The organism is Sodalis sp. C49 (genome assembly GCF_046352915.1).
Classification (GTDB): domain Bacteria; phylum Pseudomonadota; class Gammaproteobacteria; order Enterobacterales; family Enterobacteriaceae; genus Acerihabitans.
In genome coordinates, this window is the sequence record NZ_CP163303.1 from 3,527,058 (window position 1) to 3,549,857 (window position 22,800).

Below are 22,800 nucleotides of genomic sequence, written 5' to 3' on the forward strand. Positions count from 1 at the left end.
TTATATTTTGTGGGCATGCAAATAGTCTCTGTCCAAAATGATGCCGTGACCGGCCCGCTCGCTGGGAACGTAGTACCCGTCCACCTCCTCGCCGGCGGATAATACGATGCGCAGATCTTTCCAGCGTCCGCCGTCGGTGACTTCCGCATAGGACACATTGGGCACCGCGGCCAGCAGGCTGGCGCTCAGTTCCAGGACGAAATGCGGCGTCATCGGCAGGTTATGCGCGCGGGCGACCGTCGCGACATCCAGGTATCCGGTGATACCGCCGACGCGCCCCAGGTCGGCCTGGACAAAATCCACGGAACCGTTGTCGATATATTGGCTGAACTGGCTGAGATTATAGACATTCTCGCCCAGGGCAATCGGCGTGCTGGTCCTCTCGCGCAGCTGTTTATGGCCGGCGATATTGTCCGACGGCAGCGGCTCCTCAATCCACAGCAGGTTCAACGGATCAAACAGCTTGAATGCCCGCAGGGCCTGGGGGAAATTCCATCCCTGATTGGCATCCACCGCCAGAGGGAATCCCGGCACGGCTTCCTGGATTTTGATTAAGCGCTCGACATCCTCTTCCAGGTCGGGTTTACCCACCTTGACCTTGGCCGCGAGGTACCCCTTCGATTTCCAGCGGCGCACCTGTTCGATCACCTCCTCCACCGACATGTGCAGGTTGATGCCGCTGCCATACAACGGCACGCGATCGCGCACCCGTCCGAGCAAGTCGATGAGAGGCACATTCAGCGTTTTGCCCAGCAAATCCCAGTAGGCGATATCCAGGGCGGAAAGCGCATGGGTGGTGACGCCGGCGCCGCCGACATCGTGAATATATTTGTAACTGCGATCCCAGAGCGCGCGCGGCGACAAGCGCTGTCCGATAACATCCGGGATGATTTCCTTGATCAAGGCCGAAATGGTGGCGCCGCACCAGCCGGAAGTGTGGCTGAAGCCGGTGCCCACCAGTCCGTTGGAGCCATGCACATCGACGATTGCCACCTCAATATCGGTGACGTGGTGGATCTGGTCGCCCCAGGGTCCTTCCGGCAGCGGTACGCGCGCCGTCATCAGTTCGATATTTTCAATTACCGGCATTTTGGTGATAGTCATGATCAGTCCTCTTTCTTTAGTCCGTTCAACAATTCCGGATGCGTGAATCCCGACATCCCGTGGGAAGTGTCTTGCACATCATTTTCATATTCATTGTCGCCGGCGACATGGCCGAAGACTTCGGGCAGCAGGAATGTCGCGGCCAGAAAAGCCAGGAACGGCGCGATGGCGATAAGCGATGAGGCCAGCGGCACGCCCAGGGTGTCAAACAGCGGCGGGAAGACCAGGGTGGTCAGGAACGCGGTGATTTTTACGATGGTATAGCCGATGCCGGATGCCACGCCGCGGTATTTCGGTTTGGCCACCAGCGATACCACGGTCATGCCGCTTTCCGAATCCCAGTAATGGCCCCACAGCATCAGGGCGGCGCCGCCGGTGATCATCAGATAATTCAGTTTGAATACACCGTAGGCGGCTAACAATATGCCGAAAGTCACCAGCAGGAAGCCGAGCTGGCTTAAGCCGCGATGTCCCAGCCGTTTGAGCAACAGCGGTCCGACAAAGGCCGAAAGCGCCGCCACGCAGTTCACCGCCAGCAGCGCCAGGTTGTTCTGGATCTGGCCGGAAATGCCGATGGTCACCAGGATCAGGGGCAGGTAAAAGGAAAAAGCGTAGTTTTCAAACGACTGGACCGCGCAGGAAATCCAGCCGAACAGCGTGGTGCGGCGCGAAAATTTGCGACTGAACAAATCTTTTAGCGCTTCGCCCATGCTCGGCTGTTGGATAGTGACATCGTGTTCAGGCAGCAGATCGTCCAGCAGTTGTCCATCGCGATCGCCATAGTACTGGCGCGCTGCCTTGCGGGCGTCGACAAACCGGCCCCGTTCCACAAACCAGGCGGGGGTTTCGGGCAGTTCACGGCGCAGCATCAGCAGTATAAAGGCGGGGATGGCGGGTACCGCCAGGACGATGCGCCAAACATGATCGCTATGCACGCCAAGGGCGACCAACAGAGTGACCAGGGAAATCGCCGCGAGGATGCCGAGGGCGAACATAAACTGCCATCGGTTGGCCATCACCTCCCGTTTGCCTTTCGGCATCACCTCCATGATGTAGGTGAAGCCGTTGGCGACATCGGCGCCCACCGGAATGCCGGCGAAGCAGCGGATAATCGCCAGCCAGTAGATATTCGGCGCCAGCCCCTGCAGTATGGCGAACAGCGCAAACATCAGCATTGAGCCGAGGAAGATTTTACGCCTGCCCACCTTGTCCGTTAGCCAGCCGCCCAACATGGCGCCGATAATGGCGCCGAACTGGGTGCCGGCGGCGGTGAATCCCAGCAGCCAGCTGCTCGGATGATAGATATCTTTGAGAGCGTAGATAATAAACGCCATCGAATAGATATCCCATGACTCGATAAGCAGGGCGGTGATCATCAGCCATCCTGCTTTGGTGGATCCGGGAGCCTCCTGCAAATCCAGCCGTTTCTTGGCCATCAGGATCAGCTTGTCGATATTCATATTCTGGTGCATATATACTCCCATTTACCTTGCTTATTGAGGTACACGAGTATTTCGCCGTTCTGTCTGTCCTACTCATCCTTCGTTGATGCCGGCGCTTCCTGTTGGCCGCGCCAGACGCAGCGGCCGGCAACAGGGTCACGCGTTGCTAGGTTTCACCGCATCGCCGGCGATAAAGACCCGTCTATATTGCGTCAGCGCCCGGGCGCCAAATGCCATGACGTGTATCCAATGACATTTAACAGGCTGCTTCGAGTTAGCTTTGACGACAAAAAAATACAGGGGAAACAATGCTTAAGCTCACAGGCGCGGCATTGCGCGTTATCCGCCCACCGGCGGCTCTGCCTCACAACCCGCCCCATGGGCCGTCAATACGGGTCCGCCGCCATCGCCGCCGGGTGAAGACGAAACCTCACCCGTCCCGTTACATCATTAAGCATTTTCAAAACAATGCGTTAACATGCTTGCCTGTATAAAATGAGCACAGGCTTTGCCGCCGGCACGTTTTTTCAGGTAAAGATATTCTTGCTAATTCGAGTTAGCATTTTTACCGAAGATTTTTACCCCGGCAATAATGCCCTGTAAGATTTGTGATAATGTTCACGACAATTTGATTAAGAAACTGAAAAATAATTAATAAATATTTTAGCCTGGGTAGCTTTATGTCATTAAAAATATTCACGTTTTCCGCCACCCGCAAAGGCGGCCGAAATATCTGCGCGGGATTCGGATGCCTGGCGGCCGCCCCGGAATTGCGGCTGGATAAGGGTGGGTGAGGAGATCGCATTGAGGGAAGTGAAGTGCACGTTGTATTGGGGCGAATGATCCTCAATCCGCTTTTGCAGGCGCGCCGGCGACAAACGCGCTATGCCGGGCGAGACGTTGTCCCATGGCCTCACTACGCTGATTTGGCAAGATTAGGAACAGTTAGGGAACCATTAAGATTCGTTCTGCCACTATACAGTCTCATTCAAGCTTTGGTTCTGTGAGCTATGGGCGGGTTGCATTGGTAGGCTAATGTTGCTGGCCGGGCTTTCGGGCCCGGCGATTTTTACACCTTGCCGGATCCATTTTTGCTCCAATACCCTCATCTATTGACTGGGTGCCGATAATTTAAGCAAGGGGATCCCGGCCGTTAAGGCGATGCCATGCTTTCTGACCGCGGGTGGGCAAGCCTTCCCCCGCGCGCGTCTCTTTCTAAGCCCATACCGGTCATCAATAGCGGGGATCATCAAAGACGTTAACAGGCCAGGATGGCCTTTACCCATGGTGGCTCAACGTTCAAACCTGGCATAATTCTATCGTGGCATTCATATCCAGCAGGCACAGAAAAACATGAATCGACTTATCGTTATTTCCGGCTGTTCCGGTGGTGGGAAATCCACGTTACTCGCCGAGCTGAAGCGACGCGGCTATACCGTTGTCGAAGAACCCGGCCGGCACGGCATTCGCTCAGACTGTTGTGTTTACGTCGTTATCGCCATCGGCATTTAGCGCTTTCCCCTGCACCACCAGCCACTGCTCAAACGCTTGGTGCAATACGGTTTTTTGCACGCTCACCGGCGTTAAGGCCTGGTATTGACAGGGGGCAACGGTAAATTGCGGAAACAGCGGGACAAGACGGCCATGCATTATCTCCGCCGACAGCGTGTTGACCGGCCCCAATCCCACCCCGATCCCTTCCAGCATCGCCTGCAGGGAAACGTGGAAATGGTCGTAACGGCGAAATAAGCTCGCGGGTGTTTTTCGCAGGCCGGCCGCCGCCAGCCACAGATTCCACTGTCCAGGCCTTGTCAGGGTTTCAATGCGGGGACAGGCGAGGACGTCCTCAGGCAGGCGGAGCGGATAACGCTTAAGCAGCGCGGGGGAGGCCATCAGGCAATGCTGGTCTTGCAAAAACGCGATCGCGGAATACTCCGCTACGCTAATATCACGCCGGATCAACAGGTCATAGTGCCCGATAATGTGCAATTGCTCGGTATTGGCCGTGGAAATCTGCAAATTTGCCTGGGGAAAGCGCGTATAAAAATCATCGAGGCGGGGCAGCAGCCATTTCAGGCACAGTGTGGTCGGCACGCTGACATTAAAGACATTATTACGTCCACCGTTGCCGTAGCGCAGGGCGATGTCGGACAGGTTATCAAACGCGCTCCCCAGCTCCCGGGCCAGCGTCAGGGCGTAAGGCGTCGGCACGCGTCGCTGGCCTTCCCGGCTGAATAAATTAACGCCGAACCATTTTTCAACCACCTGCATATGGCGGCTGACCGCCCCATGGGTAATACATAATTCTTTGGCGGCGGCGGTATAGCTGCCGGCATGGCATGCAACCAAAAATGCCCGTAATGCCGCCAGGGGTGGGAGTGAATGCATAACCAGTCCTTTTTTATCACTATTGCGTGATATTTTATCACGAGCCATTCCATTTCTGATCGCTATCATCATGGTTACTACCCCCTGAAAAAGGACGTGCCGGCGTGATGTATCTGATCATTGTCATTATTGGAATAGCGGCCGGCATCATCAGCGGCATGGTGGGTACCGGCGCTTCCATCATGCTGTTGCCGGCGCTGGCGTATACCTTTGGTCCCAAGGCCGCGGTTCCCATCATGGCCATCGCCGCCATTATGGGTAATGTTTCGCGTGTGCTTATGTGGCGCAGGGACATCAATATCAGGGCCTTTCTGTGGTATTCCCTGCCGGGTATCCCCGCCGCCGTCCTGGGCGCCAATACGCTGTGGCTGATGCCTGCGCCCCTCTCCAACTTCTGCATCGGCCTGTTTTTCTTCCTGCTGATCCCGGCGCGCCACTGGGCCAATGCCCGGGCAATAACGCTCAACCCCATGCAACTGGCGCTGGCGGGCGCACTGGTCGGTTACCTCACCGGGGTGGTTTTCTCCACGGGCCCGCTGACCATCCCCCTTTTTGCCGGGTATGGGCTGACAAAAGGCGCGCTGCTGTCGACGGAAGCGGCCGCCTCCTTTGCTATCTACCTTGCCAAGGCATCGGCGTTCGGGGCCATCGGCGCCCTGCCGCGGTCCGTCGTTATCAGTGGCCTGATGGTAGGCGGTACGCTGGTTGCCGGCATGTACATCGGTAAAATATTCTTGGTGAAAATGGCTGAAAAAACCTTTAACCGCCTGATTGACGCCATGATGCTGGTGGCGGGCGCCTCAATGATTTGGGACGCGCTTAATTGATAAATGATTCCCTGCGGAATATAACGCGCTATAAAATCCATAAAAATAAAAAATAGAACCCAATGGCCAAGCATACATAAAGCCAGCACCGGCAACCGACAATGCCTGGACAGGCGGCGGCGGTAACTATCGCCTGTTTATCAGAGGCGTACTCTCGCGATCCGTAATAATGAGGGATAGCAAATACCTAATAACATAATTAGCATCTATTTAGCGGCCAATTTACCATACCGGGTTATTCACATTATTTCTTGTTCATTTTGAACGGAGGTTGCTTTTTATTAAGTCAATCACGTTATGCGTTACATCATTTTCGTTACATCATTTTTAAGTGACATCCATCACAGTTTTGCACATCCATAGCCGTTTAACTGCACCTCAACGACATTACCGTTGAGGAAATAAAAATGAACGTTGATACCCAGTCTTGCGTGGTTACCGGAAAAAAAGCCGTTGCCGTGGTGGCGCAAAACGTAGAATATTCCGGCCAGGGGACCTTGGTTAAAATATCCCGCGGCGGGATTTGCGGATCCGATCTGCATTATTACCAGGAGGGTGCGGTCGGAAATTTCAAAGTGCGCCAGCCCATGATTCTGGGGCACGAAGTTATCGGCCATGTGGTAAAAAGCGATGCCCCGGGGTTATCCGTTAACCAGAGCGTGGCCATTAACCCCAGCAAGCCCTGTAAACAGTGTAAATATTGCCTGTCCGGTGAGGAAAATCAATGTATTAATATGCGCTTTTTCGGCAGCGCCATGTATTTCCCGCATGTGGATGGCGGATTCACGCAATTTAAAGTCGTGGATACGGAACAATGCATCCCCTTTGACAATGCCCTCGATGAACGCGTTATGGCTTTTGCCGAACCGCTGGCGGTGGCCATTCACGCCGTGAATCAGGCCGGGGACGTTAAGGGTAAAACCGTTTTTGTCTCCGGCGTCGGGCCTATCGGCAGCTTGCTGGTGGCGGCCGCCCAGGCCTCGGGCGCGCGGGAAATCATCTGCGCCGACCTGAGCCAGCGTTGCCTGGATATCGCCGCCCAAATGGGCGCCACCAAAACCCTGCATGCGGCGGCCGGTGATTTCTCCGCGTATGCCGATCAAAAAGGCTACTTCGATATCGCGTTCGAAGCCTCGGGCCATCCCCAGTCCATTACGCGCTGCCTGGAATTAACCCGGGCCAGGGGTACCTTAGTCCAGGTCGGCATGGGCGGCGTGACGCCGGAGTTCCCCATGATGATGGTCATAGCCAAGGAAATCAGGCTGGTGGGGAGTTTCCGTTTCACCACCGAATTTAATACCGCCGTGGCCTGGCTGGGCAACGGCACCATTGACCCGCTGCCGTTGTTATCCGGTGAATATCCGCAGGCCGAACTTGAACAGGCGTTGATCTTCGCGGCGGACAAATCGTTAGCGTCAAAAGTACAGTTGGTTTTTTGAAAATAAGGATCCAAAATGAACGATATTTTTTCATTAAAAAATAAAAAAGCGCTGATTACCGGCTCCGCCCAAGGCATTGGTTTTTTATTGGCCAACGGACTGGCGCAATCGGGTGCGGAAATCATCATCAATGATATTACCGCCGCCCGCGCGGAAAAAGCGGCGCAGCAGTTACGGGACCAGGGGTATACCGCTTATTCCGTCGCATTTGATGTGACGAAAAGCCAGGCCGTTAATAGCGCTATTGAGCAAATTGAGTCCGATATCGGCCCTATTGATATTTTGATTAACAATGCCGGCATCCAGCGACGCCATCCGTTTACCGAATTTCCTGAGAAAGACTGGAACGATATTATCGCGGTAAATCAAACGGCGGTATTTTTGGTTTCACAAGCGGTTGCCCGTAACATGATCAAACGCAACCGGGGTAAAATCATCAATATTTGCTCCATGCAAAGCGAACTCGGCCGTGACACCATTACCCCCTATGCGGCGTCAAAGGGCGCGGTTAAAATGCTGACCCGCGGCATGTGTGTGGAACTGGCCCGTTATAATATTCAGGTTAACGGCATCGCCCCCGGCTATTTTAATACCGAAATGACCAAAGCCCTGGTCGATAACCAGGAATTCACCGCCTGGCTGACCAAACGCACCCCGGCCGCCCGCTGGGGAGACCCGCAGGAACTCATCGGCGCCGCGGTATTCCTGGCGGCGAAAGCCTCTGATTTTGTCAACGGTCACCTGATCTTTGTTGACGGCGGTATGTTAGCGGCAGTCTGAAAGTAAAAAAAATAACGAATAATAAATAAATGACGGGAGCCGCCCGCGGGCGACTTTTCGTCATTAGCATGGGGATTGTATATGCCGATTATAATTATTGCATTAGGGGTAATATTACTCCTGATATTGATGATCAAATTTAAAGTCAATGGTTTTATCGCCCTGGTGTTTGTGGCGGCGGTGGTGGGTATCGCCGAGGGCATGAAACCGCTGGCGGTCATGCACTCGATTCAAAACGGTATTGGCGGCACCTTGGGTGGTTTGGCGATGATCCTGGGATTCGGCGCCATGCTCGGACGCCTGATCTCCGATACCGGCGCCGCCCAGCGCATCGCCACGACGCTGATACAGTTTTTTGGCAAACAACGCATCCAGTGGGCGCTGGTGATAACCGGGCTGGTGGTCGGCCTGGCGATGTTCTATGAAGTCGGTTTCGTCCTCTTGTTGCCGTTGGTATTTACCATTGTGGCCGCCTCGGGGCTGCCTTTGCTGTATGTGGGCATTCCGATGGTCGCCGCCCTGTCGGTGACCCATTGCTTTTTGCCGCCGCATCCCGGCCCTACCGCTATCGCCATCATTTTTAACGCCAACCTGGGCACCACGCTGATTTATGGCCTGATCATCGCTATTCCGACCGTCATTATCGCCGGCCCCCTTTTTTCCAAACTGCTGAAAAAATTTGAAAAAGAACCGCCGGCGGGATTATTCAACCCGAAAATTTTTACCGAACAGGAAATGCCCGGTTTTGCCGTCAGCGTGACCGTGGCCATTATCCCGGTCATTCTGATGGCATTGGCCGCCATCGCCGACATGACCATGGCGAAAGACGACGGCGTGCGTCTGTTGCTGGAATTTATCGGTAATCCCGCCGTGGCGCTGTTTGCCGCCATCGTGCTGGGTATTTTTACTCTCGGCCTGCGCAGCGGGCGCCAGATCGGCCAGGTGATGGATATCCTGGGTGATTCCATTGCCGCCATCGCCATGATCATCTTTATTATCGCCGGCGGCGGCGCCTTCAAACAGGTATTGGTGGACAGCGGCGTCGGTGATTTTATCGCCAATATCATGCGCGGCACGTCGCTGTCGCCGCTTGTCATGTGCTGGTGCGTCGCGGCGTTATTGCGCATCGCGCTGGGGTCGGCCACCGTGGCGGCGATCACCACCTCGGGCATTGTTTTACCGATTATCGCCGTCACCCATGCCGATCCGGCGCTTATGGTGCTGGCGACCGGCGCGGGCAGCGTGATCGCATCCCATGTCAACGACCCGGGCTTTTGGCTGTTTAAGGGTTATTTTAACCTGAGCGTGGCTGAAACCTTAAAAACCTGGACGGTCATGGAAACACTGATCTCGTTTATCGGATTAGCCGGTGTACTATTGCTCAATATGATTATCCATTAGTTGGCGCACTGAAAATAATTGATAGGGAGGCCGGGGATATGCACCAGACGCGCCCAGTCCGACAGAACGCCTGGAACGTCGCGCGAAAGGCTATCCCCGGTCTGCCGGCCATGGCAACAGGACCGGGATCATCAGAGAGGGTGGAATGAAAAAATACCGGGTCAGCATGCAAGACATCGCCACCTTTGCCGGCGTCACCAAAACCACGGTCAGCCGTTATCTGCGCACGCCGGAAAAAGTTGCCAAGGCGACCGGGACCAAAATAGCCGGTATTATCGAAGAGTTGAATTATATTCCAAACAGGGCGCCGGAGATGATGCTGAATTCCATCAGCCACTCCATCGGCATCCTGGTGCCGTCGTTTAATAATCAGGTATTTTCCGACGTGCTGGCCGGTATCGAGTCCGTAACCTCGGTTAATAATTACCAGACATTAATCGCCAATTATAATTACAGCAAGGAAACGGAAGAGCAGCAGATTGTTAATCTGCTTTCCTACAGCATCGACGGCATTATTTTGATGGAAAAAGAACATACCCTGCGCAGTATAAAAAGCCTGCTGGCCGCTAAAATCCCCGTTGTTGAAGTGATGGATACCCGTGAGGAATTTATGGATATCCAGGTGGGCTATGATAACCAGGAAGCGGCTTTCGATATGATGTCGACCATGCTGGCCAGCGGCAAACGCCGGGTTGTCTATCTTGGTTCGCGGGATGATTTACGCGACCGCCAGCGCTACCAGGGGTATGCCCAGGCGATGAAGTCTTACGATTTAACCCCGCTGATGCTCACCGCCAATGAAATCTCCTCGTTTTCCCTCGGCGCCGATATCTTTAACCAGGCGCTAAAACGCTTCCCCGATCTGGACGGTCTGTTTTGCACCAATGACGACATCGCCGTGGGCGCGCTGCTGGAATGCCTGCGGCAAAATATCCCCGTCCCCGGCGATATCGCCATCGCCGGTTTCCATGGGCTGGATATCGGCCGGGCCATTACCCCCCGCCTGGCAAGCGTTATTACCCCGCGTATCGGCATGGGAAAATGCGCGGCGGAAATGGTGCTGAAAAAAATCCGCCATGAAGATGTCAATTACTCTATTGACTTAGGCTATCAGATTTTTAAAGGAGGTACGATTTGACGCCGCAGTTAAAACCGCGGGTTAACGGGTATGGATGCCAGAAGACAAGGCGGGATATCTCCCGCCCTGTCTATGATCAGAAGGTGTAACCCACCGTTACCGACATATTGCGCGGCGCGCCATATACCGCGTAAGGACCGAGGTAGTCATAGTACTCTTTGTCGAACAGGTTGTTGATATTGGCCTGCACCGAAAGCTGGCGGGTAACCTGGTAGCGGCTGAACAGGCTGACCAGCGCGTAGCTGCCCTGGTCGGCGCGCATGGTACCCTGCGGGCCGGCGGCATCCTGCCAGGTATGGTTCTGCCAGTTTACGCCACCGCCCACCGCCAGATCGCGCAGCATCGGCAGTTGATAACGGGTAAACAATTTCAGCGAGGTGCGCGGCAGTTCGGCGTTGATGGCGTTGCCGTCCTGATCGTCGGCCACATAACGCGCGCCGCCAAAAGTGACTTGCCAGTTGTCGGTTACCGCGCCGTTAAGTTCGAACTCGACGCCTTTGCTGACGGTGCCGTCGACGCCGCGATAGGCCATTTCCGTCGTACCGGGAATATAGGTGCCTTCGCTTTGCGCCACATTATCCTGCTCGATACGGAAAATCGCCAAAGACGCGGTCAGGCGGCTGTTGTACCAGTCGCCTTTCAGGCCGGCTTCATAGTTTTTACCCGTCGTCGGGTCCAGATAGTTTTTACTGGCGTCCCGGTAGGTCTGCGGCTGGAAGATAGCGGTATAGCTGGTATAAGCGGACCAGGTGTCGTTGATATCATAAATCAGGCCGGCGTAGGGCGTGACGTCGTCTTTATCGCTGGTGGCGGTCGAACCATTGGCGCGCCAGTCGGTGTAGCGCGCGCCGACGATCAGGTGCAGCGGATCGGCCAGCGAAAAACGGGCCGCGGTATAGACCGATTTTTGCCGGATGGTGTCGTTGGAATAATCAACCCATGGACTCCAGTCCGCATCGGCGATATGGCCGTTCCAGTTGTTATAATTGCCGATATCGGACTCGGTGATGGTGGCCTGGGAGTTAAAAAAATGATTATTTTGTTTGCTGTAGCTGGCGCCGGCCACCAGCTCATGCTGTCGGCCCAGCAGCTCAAAGGGTCCCGTGGCGTAGGTATCGACGGAATCCAGCTTACGTTTGCCTTTATTCCAGCCGCCGTAGGCGGAAACGCCCTCGCCGGTGTCCTTATCCGGGAAACCGTCGGCATACATCAGCTTGGAGTCGAAATCGGTTTCGGCATGGGTGCCGTTGACGCGCAGCTGCCAGCCGTTGGCAAAGCGCTGGGTCAGATCGGCAAAAACTTTTTTCGACTCATGGCTGGAGTAGCTCCAGTCCGGCGCCGGATTAAAACTGCGGTCAAAATGCGTGCGGCTGCCGTCGCTGTACCAGGTCGGCAACCCGCCCCAGGTGGGATTGCTGGTATCGCTTTCCTGATAATCATAACCCAATGATAGCGTGGTGGAATCCGTCAGGTCGGCGTCAATAACGCCATAAATGAATTTTTTGCGGTTATGATAGCGATCAAGCCAGGTATCGTTATCCTGGTAGCCGGCAATAACGCGGCCGCGCACGTTGCCTGATTCCGTCAGCGGCGCGGAAAGATCGGCTACCATCCGTTGCTTATCCCACGTGCCGTAAGTGCCGGAAACAGAGCCTTGGAATTCGCGGCTATCGGCACGTTTGCGCACCATATTGATAGCGGCGGAGGGATTGCCCGATCCGGTCAGGAGCCCCGTTGCGCCGCGCACCACTTCGATACGATCATAAATGGCGGTATCCGAACCGGCGTCGCCGAAGTTCCAAACGTCGCTCAGGGTGGTGGGAATATCATCATAAAGAAAATTGTTGATGAAAAAACCGCGGGAATAATACGTTGAACGATCGGAGTCGATATTATTGGCGGTTATGCCCGTGGTATTGGTCAGTACCTCGCCCACGGTTTGCAGGTCTTGATCCTGCATGCGCTGTTTGCTGATGATGCTGACGGACTGAGGAATATCACGCGGCACCAGCAGCATTTTTGTTCCGGCGCGGGTGACCGGCACACTGTAATCTTGCCGGGCGGCATCGGTTGCGCCGCTTGCCTGGGCATTGACCACCATCGTTTCATCAGAAGACGCTTTTTCGCCGGCCGGCTCATCCGCCCATGCCGGATTGACAAAGGATGAAATCAACGTGGCAATAAGGGACAAAGAGCATGTCCAGCCTGAATGAGTTACCCGTTGCCCCGCGCTACGTTTCATTACCCCTGGCACTGCCGACATTCTCTTTCTCCACAAGACCGTTGTTTTGTTAAATCAATGAGTTGACCGCTACTTTTATGATTCTTTCCCGCCCCCGCGCAGCCTGATGAGTCTGGCATAGAAGGGCGCGCAAAGAAGATAATGAGAATACTACTCATTAGCTTTACATATGTAAATAAATTTAACCAATGTCAGTTCGGCGGGCGGAATCGGTAAGGTGACTGGCGCTGCGGGATATTTTCCAAGTGGGTGATAAATCTTTTAAGCGATTGCCCAGGGGTGGTGCAATGCCGCGGGGCCGGTGCATTATTCTGCCCCGGTATGATCCGCCGGGGCGATGGCGGCATTTTTAAGCGCATCACGAAATAACTTCACCACGGAATTTAACGCCGCGCCTCTTTTTACCACCAGATTAAACGGCGTGGTCACCGAGATATTCTCCGGTTTGAGCGCTTTGATTTTTCCTTCGCGCTCATAGCGGCTGATATAATGTGCGGGCAAAAATCCGACATAATTACCGGTAAGGATAAGCATGGTAACCGCTTCGACCTGTACCGCCACGGCGTTGGAAGAGGAAAAATGAAGCCCGGGATTTTGATGGCCATGATTGGTGTAGAAATGCCTGATTAAACTGGCGCTGGCAATACGCTCATTGGTTAATGCGTTAGGCGCCAAAGAAAACAGCTCATGCCGGTTTGAACAGCAAAGATAGGCTATTTCATGATAAAGGAAGAAATAATCAAAATCGGGTTTTTCCTGGTAGACGGGTATTATGCCACAGGTGAAACGGCCGTCGATAACGCCGCGCTCGATTTCCTCAAGCTGGGTGGCATGGAGACGCACGCTGACCTTGGGCGCCTGGCGGTGTATCTCGCTTAGCGCCCCCACCACCGGTGACTGCGCGTCGGTGATGGTATTATCGATAATGCCGATATTTAATTCACCGAATATTTCATGGCGGGCATGGTTTAACGTATCCCGGAACTGATTTATCGATGAGAACAAATCAAGGCACGCCAGATAAGCCACTTTGCCATGCTCGGTAAGATAAAACCCTTCACGTCCCCGGGTGCACAGTTTCATGCCGAAACGGATTTCAAGATCGGATATTTGTTTACTTATCGCCGCCAGTCCGATATTTAATTCATTGCAGGCCGCGGTAAATCCTCCGGCCTCAACTACCGTTTTGAATACCCGCAAAAGCTTTAAATCGGCAACGCCAATGTTCTGCTGATTAATATCACTTTTGACTGGCGACGTGTTTCCAAATTTGGAAAGTGGACTTTCCATAATAACTATTTACCCCCACGCCCTCGTTCTCCATTATCAATTTAACAGCCTCTTTTATCTCATTTCGCCATGGCCAGCGGATGTTTGTCCTCTTTTCTTCCGGTCTTCATCACCGACCGCGGATAAAGCAAAGATTGCAACATCCATGCCATGAAAGGAGCATGCCATGCCACAACCGGTAGAACGTTTATGGGGAGCACGCTTCAAAAGCGGCCCCGCCGCCGCGCTCAGCGCGCTGTCGCGCAGCCCCGACGCCTATTTTGCCCTCACCGCCTACGACCTGGAAGGCTGCCGCGCCCATGCTTACGAATTGCAGCGCGCCGGGCTGCTGGACGCGCGGGAAACCGACCTGATGGTGGCGGCCATCGGGCAATTGGCCGATGACCACCGCCAGGGCCGTATCCAGCCCAGTATTGATGATGAGGATGTGCATACCTTTATTGAGCGCATGCTGACCGAGCGGCTGGGGGAACTGGGCGGTAAACTGCGCGCCGGCCGGTCCCGCAATGACCAGACCGCCAACGATTTGCGCCTTTACCTGCGCGATAACGCGCGGAAAATCGTCCTCGCCCTGCTGGGATTGCAAACGGCGCTGGTGCAGCAGGCGCAGCAGCATATCAACAGCATCGCCCCCGGCTTTACCCACCTGCAGCAGGCCCAGCCCATCGTGTTCGGTCATCAGCTCCTGGCCCATGCCCAATCGTTTGCCCGCGACGTCGAGCGCTTGCAGGACTGGGATAAACGTTGCGCGCTGTCCCCCCTGGGCGCCGCCGCCATGGCCGGTTCGGCGATTGCCATGCACCCCGAGCTGTCGGCGCGGGATCTGGGTTACGACGGCCCCTGCGAAAATTCCATCGACGCGGTGGCCAGCCGCGATCATGTGGCGGAATTTCTGTTTGCCGGCGGCATGCTCGGCGTCAATCTCTCCAGGCTGTGCGAAGAGGTCTGCCTGTGGGCCTCGCGCCAGTTCCGCTGGGTATCGCTGCATGATGCGTACGCCACCGGCAGTTCCATTATGCCGCAGAAAAAAAACCCCGATATCGCCGAGCTGACCCGCGGCAAAAGCGGGCGCTTAATCGGCAACGTGACGGCGATGCTGGCCACCATGAAAAGCCTGCCGCTGTCCTATAACCGCGATCTGATCGAAGACAAGCGCAATGCCATGGATACGGTTGAACAGCTGTTATTGGTTCTGCCGGCCATGGCCGGCATGATCGAGACCCTGGTCGTCGACCGCGAACGACTTCTGCAGCAGGCGCCGGAAGGCTTTACCCTGGCCACCGAGGTGGCGGACTGGCTGTCCCGCCGGGGTGTGCCGTTTAAAGAAGCCCATGAAATCACCGGCCGGCTGGTACAGCTGTGCGAACAGCAACAACTGGCGTTGCACCAGCTCAGCGACGATCAGCTGGCCGGGGTGGATGCCCGCCTGACCGGCGAGGTGCGCCAGTGCCTGACCCTGGAGGCGGCTATCAACGCGCGTTGCGCCTGGGGCGGAACCGCGCCGGTCCGCGTAGCCGAACAAATCGCCCGGCTACGCCTGAAACTGGCGGCCCAGGCCGCCTGGGTGACCAGCTATGCCGGTCTGACGTTAACCTCTGTTGAATAACCGGCGGGAGTGGCTATGAACGAACAGCGCTATCCTGGCGGCGACCCGTCCGCCAGGATCGATCTCAGCGAATATCAGCACGTGCCGCAGCGCTATTATGGCCGGATTTTCTCCTCGGTGATTATTCTGGCGCTGCTGGCGTTGCTGATCAATGCCTTCGCCCACGGCAACATCGAGTGGCGCTTCGTCGGCCAGTTCCTGACCGCCAAAGCCATTCTTTTCGGCCTGGGCAATACTATCGTGATGTCTGTCCTGGCGATGCTGCTGGGCGTCATCTTCGGCGTCGTTATCGCGGTGATGCGCATGTCGCAAAACCCGGTGCTGCGCGCCGTCGCTATCGGCTACACCTGGATTTTCCGCGGTACCCCATTGATATTGCAATTACTGCTGTGGTTCAACCTGGCGCTGATCTTCCCGGTCATGGGCATTCCCGGGCTGTTCAGCGTTCACACCGTCGATATCATGACGCCGTTTATGGCCGCGCTGCTCGGCCTGAGCATCAATCAGGGCGCCTATACCTCGGAAGTGGTGCGCGCCGGCCTGCTGTCGGTGGACCAGGGCCAGTATGAAGCCGCTAAAACCATTGGCATGACCCGCCTGCATGCCCTGCGGCGCATTATTTTACCCCAGGCGATGCGGGTGATTATCCCCCCCATCGGCAACGAATTTATCAGCATGGTGAAGACCACCAGCCTGGCCAGCATGATCCAGTATTCCGAGCTGCTGTATAACGCCCAGACCATCTATTTCGCCAACGCCCGGGTAATGGAACTGCTGTTTGTCGCCGGCATTTGGTATCTGGTGGCGGTGACTCTGCTGTCGCTTGGACAGGTGCGTCTGGAACGGTATTTCGGCCGTGGCACCCGGCGCCGCGATCGCTAACGGGAGGACCGATGAAAAACATCATCAACGCCGTCAATGTGAACAAGTATTTCGATCAATTTCAGGCGCTTAAGAACATTAACCTAGCTGTGGACCACGGCGAGGTTATGTGCGTTATCGGCCCTTCCGGCTCGGGGAAAAGCACGTTTTTACGCTGTATCAATCAGCTGGAGCGCATCGACAGCGGCGGCATCTGGGTGGATGACGAGCTGGTGGGCTACCGCATCGTGGGTAAAAAGCTTTATCCGCTCAATGACCGTCAGGTGGCCCGCCAGCGCCTGAAGACCGGCATGGTATTCCAGCGCTTTAACCTGTTTCCCGATAAAACCGCCCTGGAAAATATTATCGAGGGGCCGACGCAGGTGCTGCTGCGGCCGGTAAAGGAAGCCACCGAGGAAGCCATGGCGCTGCTGGACAGGGTGGGGCTGGCCCACAAGCGCGACGCCTATCCGCTGGAACTGTCCGGCGGACAGCAGCAGCGGGTGGCGATTGCCCGCGCGCTGGCCATGAAACCCAAGCTGATGCTGTTTGACGAACCCACCTCCGCGCTGGATCCGGAGATGGTGGGCGAGGTGCTGGCGGTGATGCGCGGCCTCGCCGCCGAGGGAATGACGATGATCGTGGTCACCCATGAGTTGGGTTTTGCCCGGGAAGTAGCCAACCGCGTGGTCTTTATGGATGAAGGCGGGATCATTGAGAGTGGTAATCCGGAAGATGTTTTGCTCCATCCCCAGAATCCGCGGACCCAGAATTTTATCTCTGCCGTCCTGATTTAAACATCATTACATAATGAGAACCTGATCATGAAAAAAACGCTGTTGTCCTTGTTAACCGCCGGCGTGTTGCTCAATACGGCGGCCGGCATCACGACTGCCGGTGCCGCAGAACTGACGCAAAAAGACGAAATCAAAGTGGCCATGATGCCTAACTATCCGCCGCTGGAATTCAAGGATCCCGCCACCGGCGAGCTGACCGGCATGGATTACGATCTGGGCATGGAGATCGGCAAACGCCTGAACCGCAAAATCAACTGGCAGGAAATCGGCTTTGAACAAATGGTCAATGCGGTGGCGACCAAGCGCATCGATATGATCCTCTCCGGCATGACCGATACCAAAGCCCGCCAGCCCATAGCGACCTTCGTGGATTATTACCACAGCGGGCCGCAGTTCTACACCACCGTCGCCCACAGTGAAATAAACCAGATGCTGGATCTGTGCGGCAAGAAGGTCGGCACCAGCCGGCGCACCACCTTCCCAGCGGAAATTGCCGCCTGGAGCCAGGCCAACTGCGAGGCCGCCGGTAAACCGGCCATCGTGGTGGTGGGCGCGGAAGGCACTGCCGATGCCCGTACCCAGCTGCGCCAGGGCCGCATCGACGGCGTGGTGCAGGGCAGCGAAACCCTGCCGTATATCATGAACCTGGAGAAAAATACCTATAAACCGCTGGGCAAGGCGTTTGCCTACCAGGTCACCGGCATGGGCATCGCCAAGGACGACAGCGCCCTTATCGACGGCGTGAAATCGGCCCTGACCGCGATGATTGCCGACGGCACCTACATGAAAATACTGACGAAATGGGGCATGCAGGACGGCGCGGTAACCGAGGTCACCATCAACGGCGGCAAATAACCGGTCGTGGTTTTACCGCGTGGACGGTTTGCGGCCGCGCGGCCTGTTAGCGGAGAAAGCGCGTAATCATGTCTTCTACTTCCACCCGCTGGCCCGGGGGTAAAACGGGCTGTATGGCGCTGGCGTTCGATGTCGACGGCCCTACCGGCGATGCCATGCTGAACGGCAGCATTTGGCGCAAAGCGGATTATTTTACCTTCGGCGGCTACGGTCCTTTCCGCGCGCTGGGGCGCATCCTCGATCTGCTCAAGGCGCACCAGCTGCCCGCCACGTTTTTTGTGCCGGCCTGGGTCGTGGAGAACTGGCCGGCGCAGTGCCGGGCCATTGTGGAGCAGGGTCACGAGGTGGCCTACCACGGCTACCGGCATGAGTCGTTCTATGCCCTGAGTCCTGAACAGCAGCGTTGGGTGATGGACACATCCCGGGATATTTTCCAGCAGGTATTGGGCGTTCGCGCCGAGGGCTTTCGTACGCCGTCCGGCGACTGGCACCAGGAAACCCCGGCGATGCTGCTCAACGCGGGCGTAACCTATTCCAGCAGCATGCGCGGTGATGACCGGCCTTATCTGATACGGGTGCCGGGACAGCCGCGGCCGCTGGTGGAAATCCCCGGACGCTGGGAGATGGACGATTATGCCTCCCTGGCCTATACCCGCGAGCCGAACTTTCCCTCGGGCCTGGATCGCACCGCCGGTTATGCGCTGACGCTGGATAACTGGTGCCGCGAATTTGACGGCGCGATGGACGAAGGCCTGAGCCTGACCACATTATTCCATCCGAAGATTTCCGGTAAACCGGGCCGCATTATGCTGCTCGACCGGTTTTTTGACCATTTGCGCCGGCGCGACGACGTGTGGTTCGCCCGCTGCCGCGATGTGGCGCGCTGGTGGCTACAGGAGCATGGCAATGAATAATGACGCGGGTTTATCCCCGGGCCGCTGGCCCGGCGGCAAACGCTGCGCCGTGGCGGTGACGGTTGATTTTAATGATATCCACGGCATCCTGAGCCAGGTGCCGGCGGTGGCCGGCCGGGAAAAAACGCTGTCGGTATGGCGCTACGGCACCCTGCGCGGCATCGATCGTTTACTGGCGCTGCTGGCGGCAAAAAACGTCCCCGCCAGTTGGTGCGTGCCGGGCGTGGTGGCGGAAGAACATCCCGACCGGATAAGGCAAATCCGGCAGGGCGGCCATGAGCTTGCCGGCCGCGGCTATCGGTTTGAATCGTTTGACGCCCTGACGCTGGCGGAGCAGATAAAAAGCGTGCGGCGCGGCAACGCCGCCATCGCCAATATAACCGGCGCCGCGCCGCGGGGTTTTCGCCTGCCGGCGGGCAATTGGGCCGACGGCCTGCCCGATGCCCTGGTGGCTGAAGGCCTATGCTGGACCTCGGGCTGGCGCGGCGACGATCTGCCTTTTTTTATTCCCTTACACTCGCCTGCGGATGCGGTACCCGCGCCCCGGCTGGTGGAACTGCCGCTGCACTATGAGCTGGAAGACGAACCCTATTTTGCCTTTAACCTCAGCCCGGCGGTGCCGCCGGCGCAGTCGCGCATCGCGTCCTATAGCCAGACCCTGGGCAATATGAAGATGGATTTCGACGGATTTTACCGCTTCGGTCTGTGCTATGTCCTGCGTTTGCATCCCGAGGTGATCGGCACCGCCGGCCGCATCGGCGTACTGGGCGAACTGCTTGATTATATTGCCGCGCATTCCGACGTCTGGATCGCCACCGCCGGCGACGTTGCCGACTGGTGGCGGTGCAGCCAGCCGGATAACGATCCCGCGCATCCGGCCGAAGTCTGGCGGCGCCATCGCGGGCGGGAAAACCCTGCCGGCCCCTTCCCCACAGGGGAGTTACCGAAGAGGATGCCCCATGACTGACGCACCACTGCAGAACACCGGCGCACCCGTCGCGGCCAATCCCCAGCAGGCGCTGGTGGATTTTATCGCTAATACCTCCTTCGATCGGCTGCCGCCGGCGCTGGTGGCGCGCTGTAAACGGCATATTCTTGATACCCTGGGGGCGGGCCTGGCGGGCGCGGGCAGCCAGGTGGCGCAGGAGATGACCCGGCTGCTGGCGGAGGAAGGCGCCGCGCCGCAGGCGGTAGTCTGGGGCACCTCACTGGCAACCTCGGCCCGCAACGCGGCGTTGCTCAACGGCGTGGCCGCCCATGCGTTGGAGCTTGACGATACCGGCGGCTGCGACCATTCCGGCGCGGTGGTAATCCCCGCCCTGCTGGCGGTGTTGCCGTTGTGCCCGCAGCCGGTCAGCGGCAAGGCCTTGATTCTGGCGACCGTCATAGGCTATGACATTGCCCGCCGGGTACTGGAAGCCTGCGGCGGTTATGCCGCCCATAACGGCGCCGGATGGCATTCCACCGCCACCTGCGGCGTGTTCGGCGCGGCGGCGGCGGCGGCCAGCCTGCTGCGACTGGACGCCGCGCAGGCCAGCTCCGCGCTGGGTATTGCCGGCAGCTTCAGCGGCGGACTGTGGGGATTTATTCACGACGGCTCGCAAAGTAAAAAACTGCATGCCGGCCGCGCCGCCGAGGGCGGCGTACTGGCGGCGCTCAGCGCGCGCCGGGGTATCACCGGTCCCGGGGCGCTGTTTGACGATCGCTGGGGCGGTTTCCTGTCCACCTTCGCCGCCGCCGGCGCCGCTCCCGGGGCGCTAACACATGAGCTGGCGCGGATATGGAAGCTGGAGCGCTGCTCGATAAAACCCTATGCCTCCTGTCGCGGCACCCATGCGGCGATTGACGCCGCCGGTCTGTTGCTCGGCAGGCTTAATGCCGGCTATCAGGAAATTGAAAAAATCGAGGTCCGTCTCTGCCCGTTTCTTAACGATATGTGCGGCAATATGCATCTGCAGACGCTGGCGGCCGCGCAGATGAGCCTGCCCTATGCGGTGGCGGCGCGGCTGGTATTGGGTCACGCGGGCCTGGACGCCTATGGGGAACAGCAGCGTCGGGACCCCCGGCTGCTGGCCATGATGGCCCGCATCGAATTACGGGTGGATCCGGCGCTAAGCGCGGACGGCGAACCGGAAATTACCCTGCATACCCGCGAGGGCGATCGCCTGACGCTGCGGGTGGACATCGCGCTCGGCAATCCGGCCAATCCCGTCAGCGACCGGCAGCTGCGGGATAAATTTTTATCCCTGGCGGCTCATGCGTTGCCGGCCACCCAGGCGCAGACGTTGTGGGCCATGGGAATGGATCTGGAGCATGAAACGGATATCGGCGCGCTGGCCAGACTGCTGATCCCCAGTCATGATTTTATCTGAGCGCCGCCAAGAACCCCCGGGCAGAGCGTGGGAATATCAGGATCACGCGCTTCACCTCGGTCGCGCACAGGGCCGGCCGCAGGCGCAAGCAGCCGGACAACCCGGCTTATGCATGACATGCCGGTTAACTTATTAGCCTTTATTGAGAACAACATGTCATCGGAGATAGGACATATGCAGGCACAATCCATTATTTTCCCGGCGCAGATCCTGCGCGGTCCCGGCACCCTGTCCCGGCTGGGTGAGGTGTGCGGCAAACTCGGGCGGCGCGCGCTGCTCATAGGTGGCCGCCAGGCGCTGGCGGCGGTGGACGCGGCCGTTAAAACACAGCTGGCCGCCGGCCCGGTGACGCTGGTCGACAGCGCATGGTTCGGCGGCGAATGCAGCGCAACGCACATCCACCGGTTAACGCAAAGGGTGACTGAGCTGGGTATCGATTTGATCATCGGCGCCGGCGGCGGCAAGGCGCTGGATACCTGTAAAGCGGTGGGCGTGGCCGCCGCCGTGCCGGTGGTCGCCGTCCCCACTATCGCCGCCACCTGCGCGGCGGTTACACCGCTGTCGATACGTTATTTTGATGACGGCCGGTTCCAGGATCTTTATCCGCTGCCGCAGGCGCCGGCAGCGGTGATTATCGACAGTGATTTGCTGGCACGCGCGCCGATGCGCTGGCTGGCGGCCGGCCTTGGCGATACGCTGGCGAAATGGTACGAATTCCGCGCCATCAGCGCGCAACAGACCCGGTTGATAGGGATCCAGCGCTCGTCCCAGGCCAATAGTTTAATTTGTTACGACCTGATTGCCGCCTACGGGCCGGCGGCTTGCCAGGCGGTGCGTGACGGCCGGGCCAATACGGAGCTGGATCAGGTGCTGGACGCCATTTTTATGTTCGCGGGCCTGACGTCGCTGATGAGCAACGGTGCCCATGCCGCCGCCGCCCACGCCATTTACGAAGGCTTTACCGTCTGCCATAAAACCCGTGATTTCGGCCACGGCCTGCTGGTGGGGTTCGGCAATCTTTGCCTGCTGGCGTTGGAAAACCGTTGCGACGACGAACTGCGCGCGGCCATCACGCTGGCGCAAGCCTGCGCGGTGCCGCTGCGGTTAAACGAGATAGCGGAATTGACCGCTGAAGAGCTGGACAGCATTGTGCGGGCGTCGGTACACGCGCCGGATATGGCAAATATGCCGGGGAAGGTTACGGCGGCGGATCTGTACGCGGCCATCAGGCGTGTGGAGGCGATGGCGGAGACGATTGGCCAGCCCGGAGGGTTATAGTCAATCCCGAAAACACCCGCTTATCGCCCAACGCGGTAAATGTTTGCGGTAATCATTGCAAAAGTA

Annotated in this window: 19 protein-coding genes; 14 read left to right on the forward strand and 5 right to left on the reverse strand. The window is 57.3% G+C overall.

Features of this window, described 5'->3' with window-relative positions; genetic code table 11:
• Both ABUK12_RS15880 and ABUK12_RS15885 read right to left on the reverse strand, forming a co-directional pair.
• Positions 1 to 1,104: a mandelate racemase/muconate lactonizing enzyme family protein gene (locus ABUK12_RS15880; protein ID WP_410012762.1), complete on the reverse strand. Its 1,104-nt coding sequence runs from the start codon at positions 1,102 to 1,104 to the stop codon at positions 1 to 3.
• A 2-nt stretch (positions 1,105 to 1,106) separates the two neighbouring features.
• Positions 1,107 to 2,576: an MFS transporter gene (locus ABUK12_RS15885; protein WP_410012763.1), complete on the reverse strand. Its 1,470-nt coding sequence runs from the start codon at positions 2,574 to 2,576 to the stop codon at positions 1,107 to 1,109.
• A gap of 1,323 nt (positions 2,577 to 3,899) precedes the next feature.
• Between ABUK12_RS15885 and ABUK12_RS15890 the strand changes: the two genes are divergently transcribed.
• Positions 3,900 to 4,058 (forward strand): AAA family ATPase, encoded by a 159-nt coding sequence (locus ABUK12_RS15890; RefSeq protein ID WP_410012764.1) that lies wholly within the window; start codon positions 3,900 to 3,902, stop codon positions 4,056 to 4,058.
• On the opposite strand, the gene ABUK12_RS15895 is transcribed toward ABUK12_RS15890, so the two are convergent.
• Positions 4,017 to 4,934 (reverse strand): LysR substrate-binding domain-containing protein, encoded by a 918-nt coding sequence (locus tag ABUK12_RS15895; RefSeq protein ID WP_410012765.1) that lies wholly within the window; start codon positions 4,932 to 4,934, stop codon positions 4,017 to 4,019. The genes ABUK12_RS15890 and ABUK12_RS15895 overlap by 42 nt on opposite strands.
• A 107-nt stretch (positions 4,935 to 5,041) precedes the next feature.
• On the opposite strand from ABUK12_RS15895, the gene ABUK12_RS15900 reads away from it, so the two are divergent.
• The 5 genes from ABUK12_RS15900 (at position 5,042) to idnR (ending at position 10,519) form a co-directional block, all read left to right on the forward strand.
• Positions 5,042 to 5,761, forward strand: coding sequence for a sulfite exporter TauE/SafE family protein (locus ABUK12_RS15900; protein WP_410016663.1), 720 nt, complete (start codon positions 5,042 to 5,044; stop codon positions 5,759 to 5,761).
• 407 nt (positions 5,762 to 6,168) lie between these two features.
• The gene (idnD, locus tag ABUK12_RS15905; protein ID WP_410012766.1) at positions 6,169 to 7,200 is read left to right on the forward strand and encodes an L-idonate 5-dehydrogenase; all 1,032 of its coding nucleotides are present in this window, start codon (positions 6,169 to 6,171) and stop codon (positions 7,198 to 7,200) included.
• Between the two features lie 15 nt (positions 7,201 to 7,215).
• The gene (idnO, locus tag ABUK12_RS15910) at positions 7,216 to 7,980 is read left to right on the forward strand and encodes a gluconate 5-dehydrogenase (RefSeq protein WP_410012767.1); all 765 of its coding nucleotides are present in this window, start codon (positions 7,216 to 7,218) and stop codon (positions 7,978 to 7,980) included.
• Positions 7,981 to 8,061: 81 nt separating this feature from the next.
• The gene (locus ABUK12_RS15915; RefSeq protein ID WP_410012768.1) at positions 8,062 to 9,381 is read left to right on the forward strand and encodes a gluconate:H+ symporter; all 1,320 of its coding nucleotides are present in this window, start codon (positions 8,062 to 8,064) and stop codon (positions 9,379 to 9,381) included.
• A gap of 145 nt (positions 9,382 to 9,526) precedes the next feature.
• Complete coding sequence (idnR, locus tag ABUK12_RS15920; RefSeq protein ID WP_410012769.1) at positions 9,527 to 10,519, forward strand: DNA-binding transcriptional regulator IdnR; 993 nt, start codon at positions 9,527 to 9,529, stop codon at positions 10,517 to 10,519.
• Positions 10,520 to 10,595: 76 nt separating this feature from the next.
• Here idnR and fhuE read toward each other — a convergent pair whose 3' ends face one another.
• Positions 10,596 to 12,761: a ferric-rhodotorulic acid/ferric-coprogen receptor FhuE gene (gene fhuE / locus ABUK12_RS15925; RefSeq protein WP_410012770.1), complete on the reverse strand. Its 2,166-nt coding sequence runs from the start codon at positions 12,759 to 12,761 to the stop codon at positions 10,596 to 10,598.
• A gap of 306 nt (positions 12,762 to 13,067) precedes the next feature.
• Entirely contained in the window at positions 13,068 to 14,051 is a 984-nt protein-coding gene (locus tag ABUK12_RS15930) for a LysR family transcriptional regulator (protein ID WP_410012771.1), read from the reverse strand.
• 166 nt (positions 14,052 to 14,217) lie between these two features.
• Between ABUK12_RS15930 and argH the strand changes: the two genes are divergently transcribed.
• The 8 genes from argH to ABUK12_RS15970 all read left to right on the forward strand — a co-directional run bounded on the left by argH (position 14,218) and on the right by ABUK12_RS15970 (position 22,734).
• A complete protein-coding gene (gene argH / locus ABUK12_RS15935; RefSeq protein ID WP_410012772.1) occupies positions 14,218 to 15,657 on the forward strand; it encodes an argininosuccinate lyase in 1,440 nt (479 codons plus the stop codon).
• A 15-nt stretch (positions 15,658 to 15,672) separates the two neighbouring features.
• Complete coding sequence (locus ABUK12_RS15940) at positions 15,673 to 16,539, forward strand: amino acid ABC transporter permease (RefSeq protein WP_410012773.1); 867 nt, start codon at positions 15,673 to 15,675, stop codon at positions 16,537 to 16,539.
• Between the two features lie 11 nt (positions 16,540 to 16,550).
• Positions 16,551 to 17,315 carry an amino acid ABC transporter ATP-binding protein gene (locus tag ABUK12_RS15945; RefSeq protein WP_410012774.1) on the forward strand — a complete coding sequence of 255 codons (765 nt, stop codon included), beginning with the start codon at positions 16,551 to 16,553 and terminating at the stop codon, positions 17,313 to 17,315.
• Positions 17,316 to 17,342: 27 nt separating this feature from the next.
• Entirely contained in the window at positions 17,343 to 18,170 is an 828-nt protein-coding gene (locus ABUK12_RS15950; RefSeq protein ID WP_410012775.1) for an ABC transporter substrate-binding protein, read from the forward strand.
• Positions 18,171 to 18,238: 68 nt separating this feature from the next.
• Positions 18,239 to 19,084 carry a polysaccharide deacetylase family protein gene (locus tag ABUK12_RS15955; RefSeq protein ID WP_410012776.1) on the forward strand — a complete coding sequence of 282 codons (846 nt, stop codon included), beginning with the start codon at positions 18,239 to 18,241 and terminating at the stop codon, positions 19,082 to 19,084.
• Positions 19,077 to 20,051 (forward strand): polysaccharide deacetylase family protein, encoded by a 975-nt coding sequence (locus tag ABUK12_RS15960; protein ID WP_410012777.1) that lies wholly within the window; start codon positions 19,077 to 19,079, stop codon positions 20,049 to 20,051. Before ABUK12_RS15955 ends, ABUK12_RS15960 begins: the two co-directional genes overlap by 8 nt.
• The gene (locus ABUK12_RS15965) at positions 20,044 to 21,456 is read left to right on the forward strand and encodes an MmgE/PrpD family protein (protein WP_410012778.1); all 1,413 of its coding nucleotides are present in this window, start codon (positions 20,044 to 20,046) and stop codon (positions 21,454 to 21,456) included. The genes ABUK12_RS15960 and ABUK12_RS15965 overlap by 8 nt, the downstream gene beginning before the upstream one ends.
• Before the next feature lie 174 nt (positions 21,457 to 21,630).
• On the forward strand, positions 21,631 to 22,734 hold the full coding sequence (locus ABUK12_RS15970; protein ID WP_410016664.1) for an iron-containing alcohol dehydrogenase family protein: 1,104 nt from the start codon (positions 21,631 to 21,633) through the stop codon (positions 22,732 to 22,734).
• Positions 22,735 to 22,800: the final 66 nt, after the last annotated feature.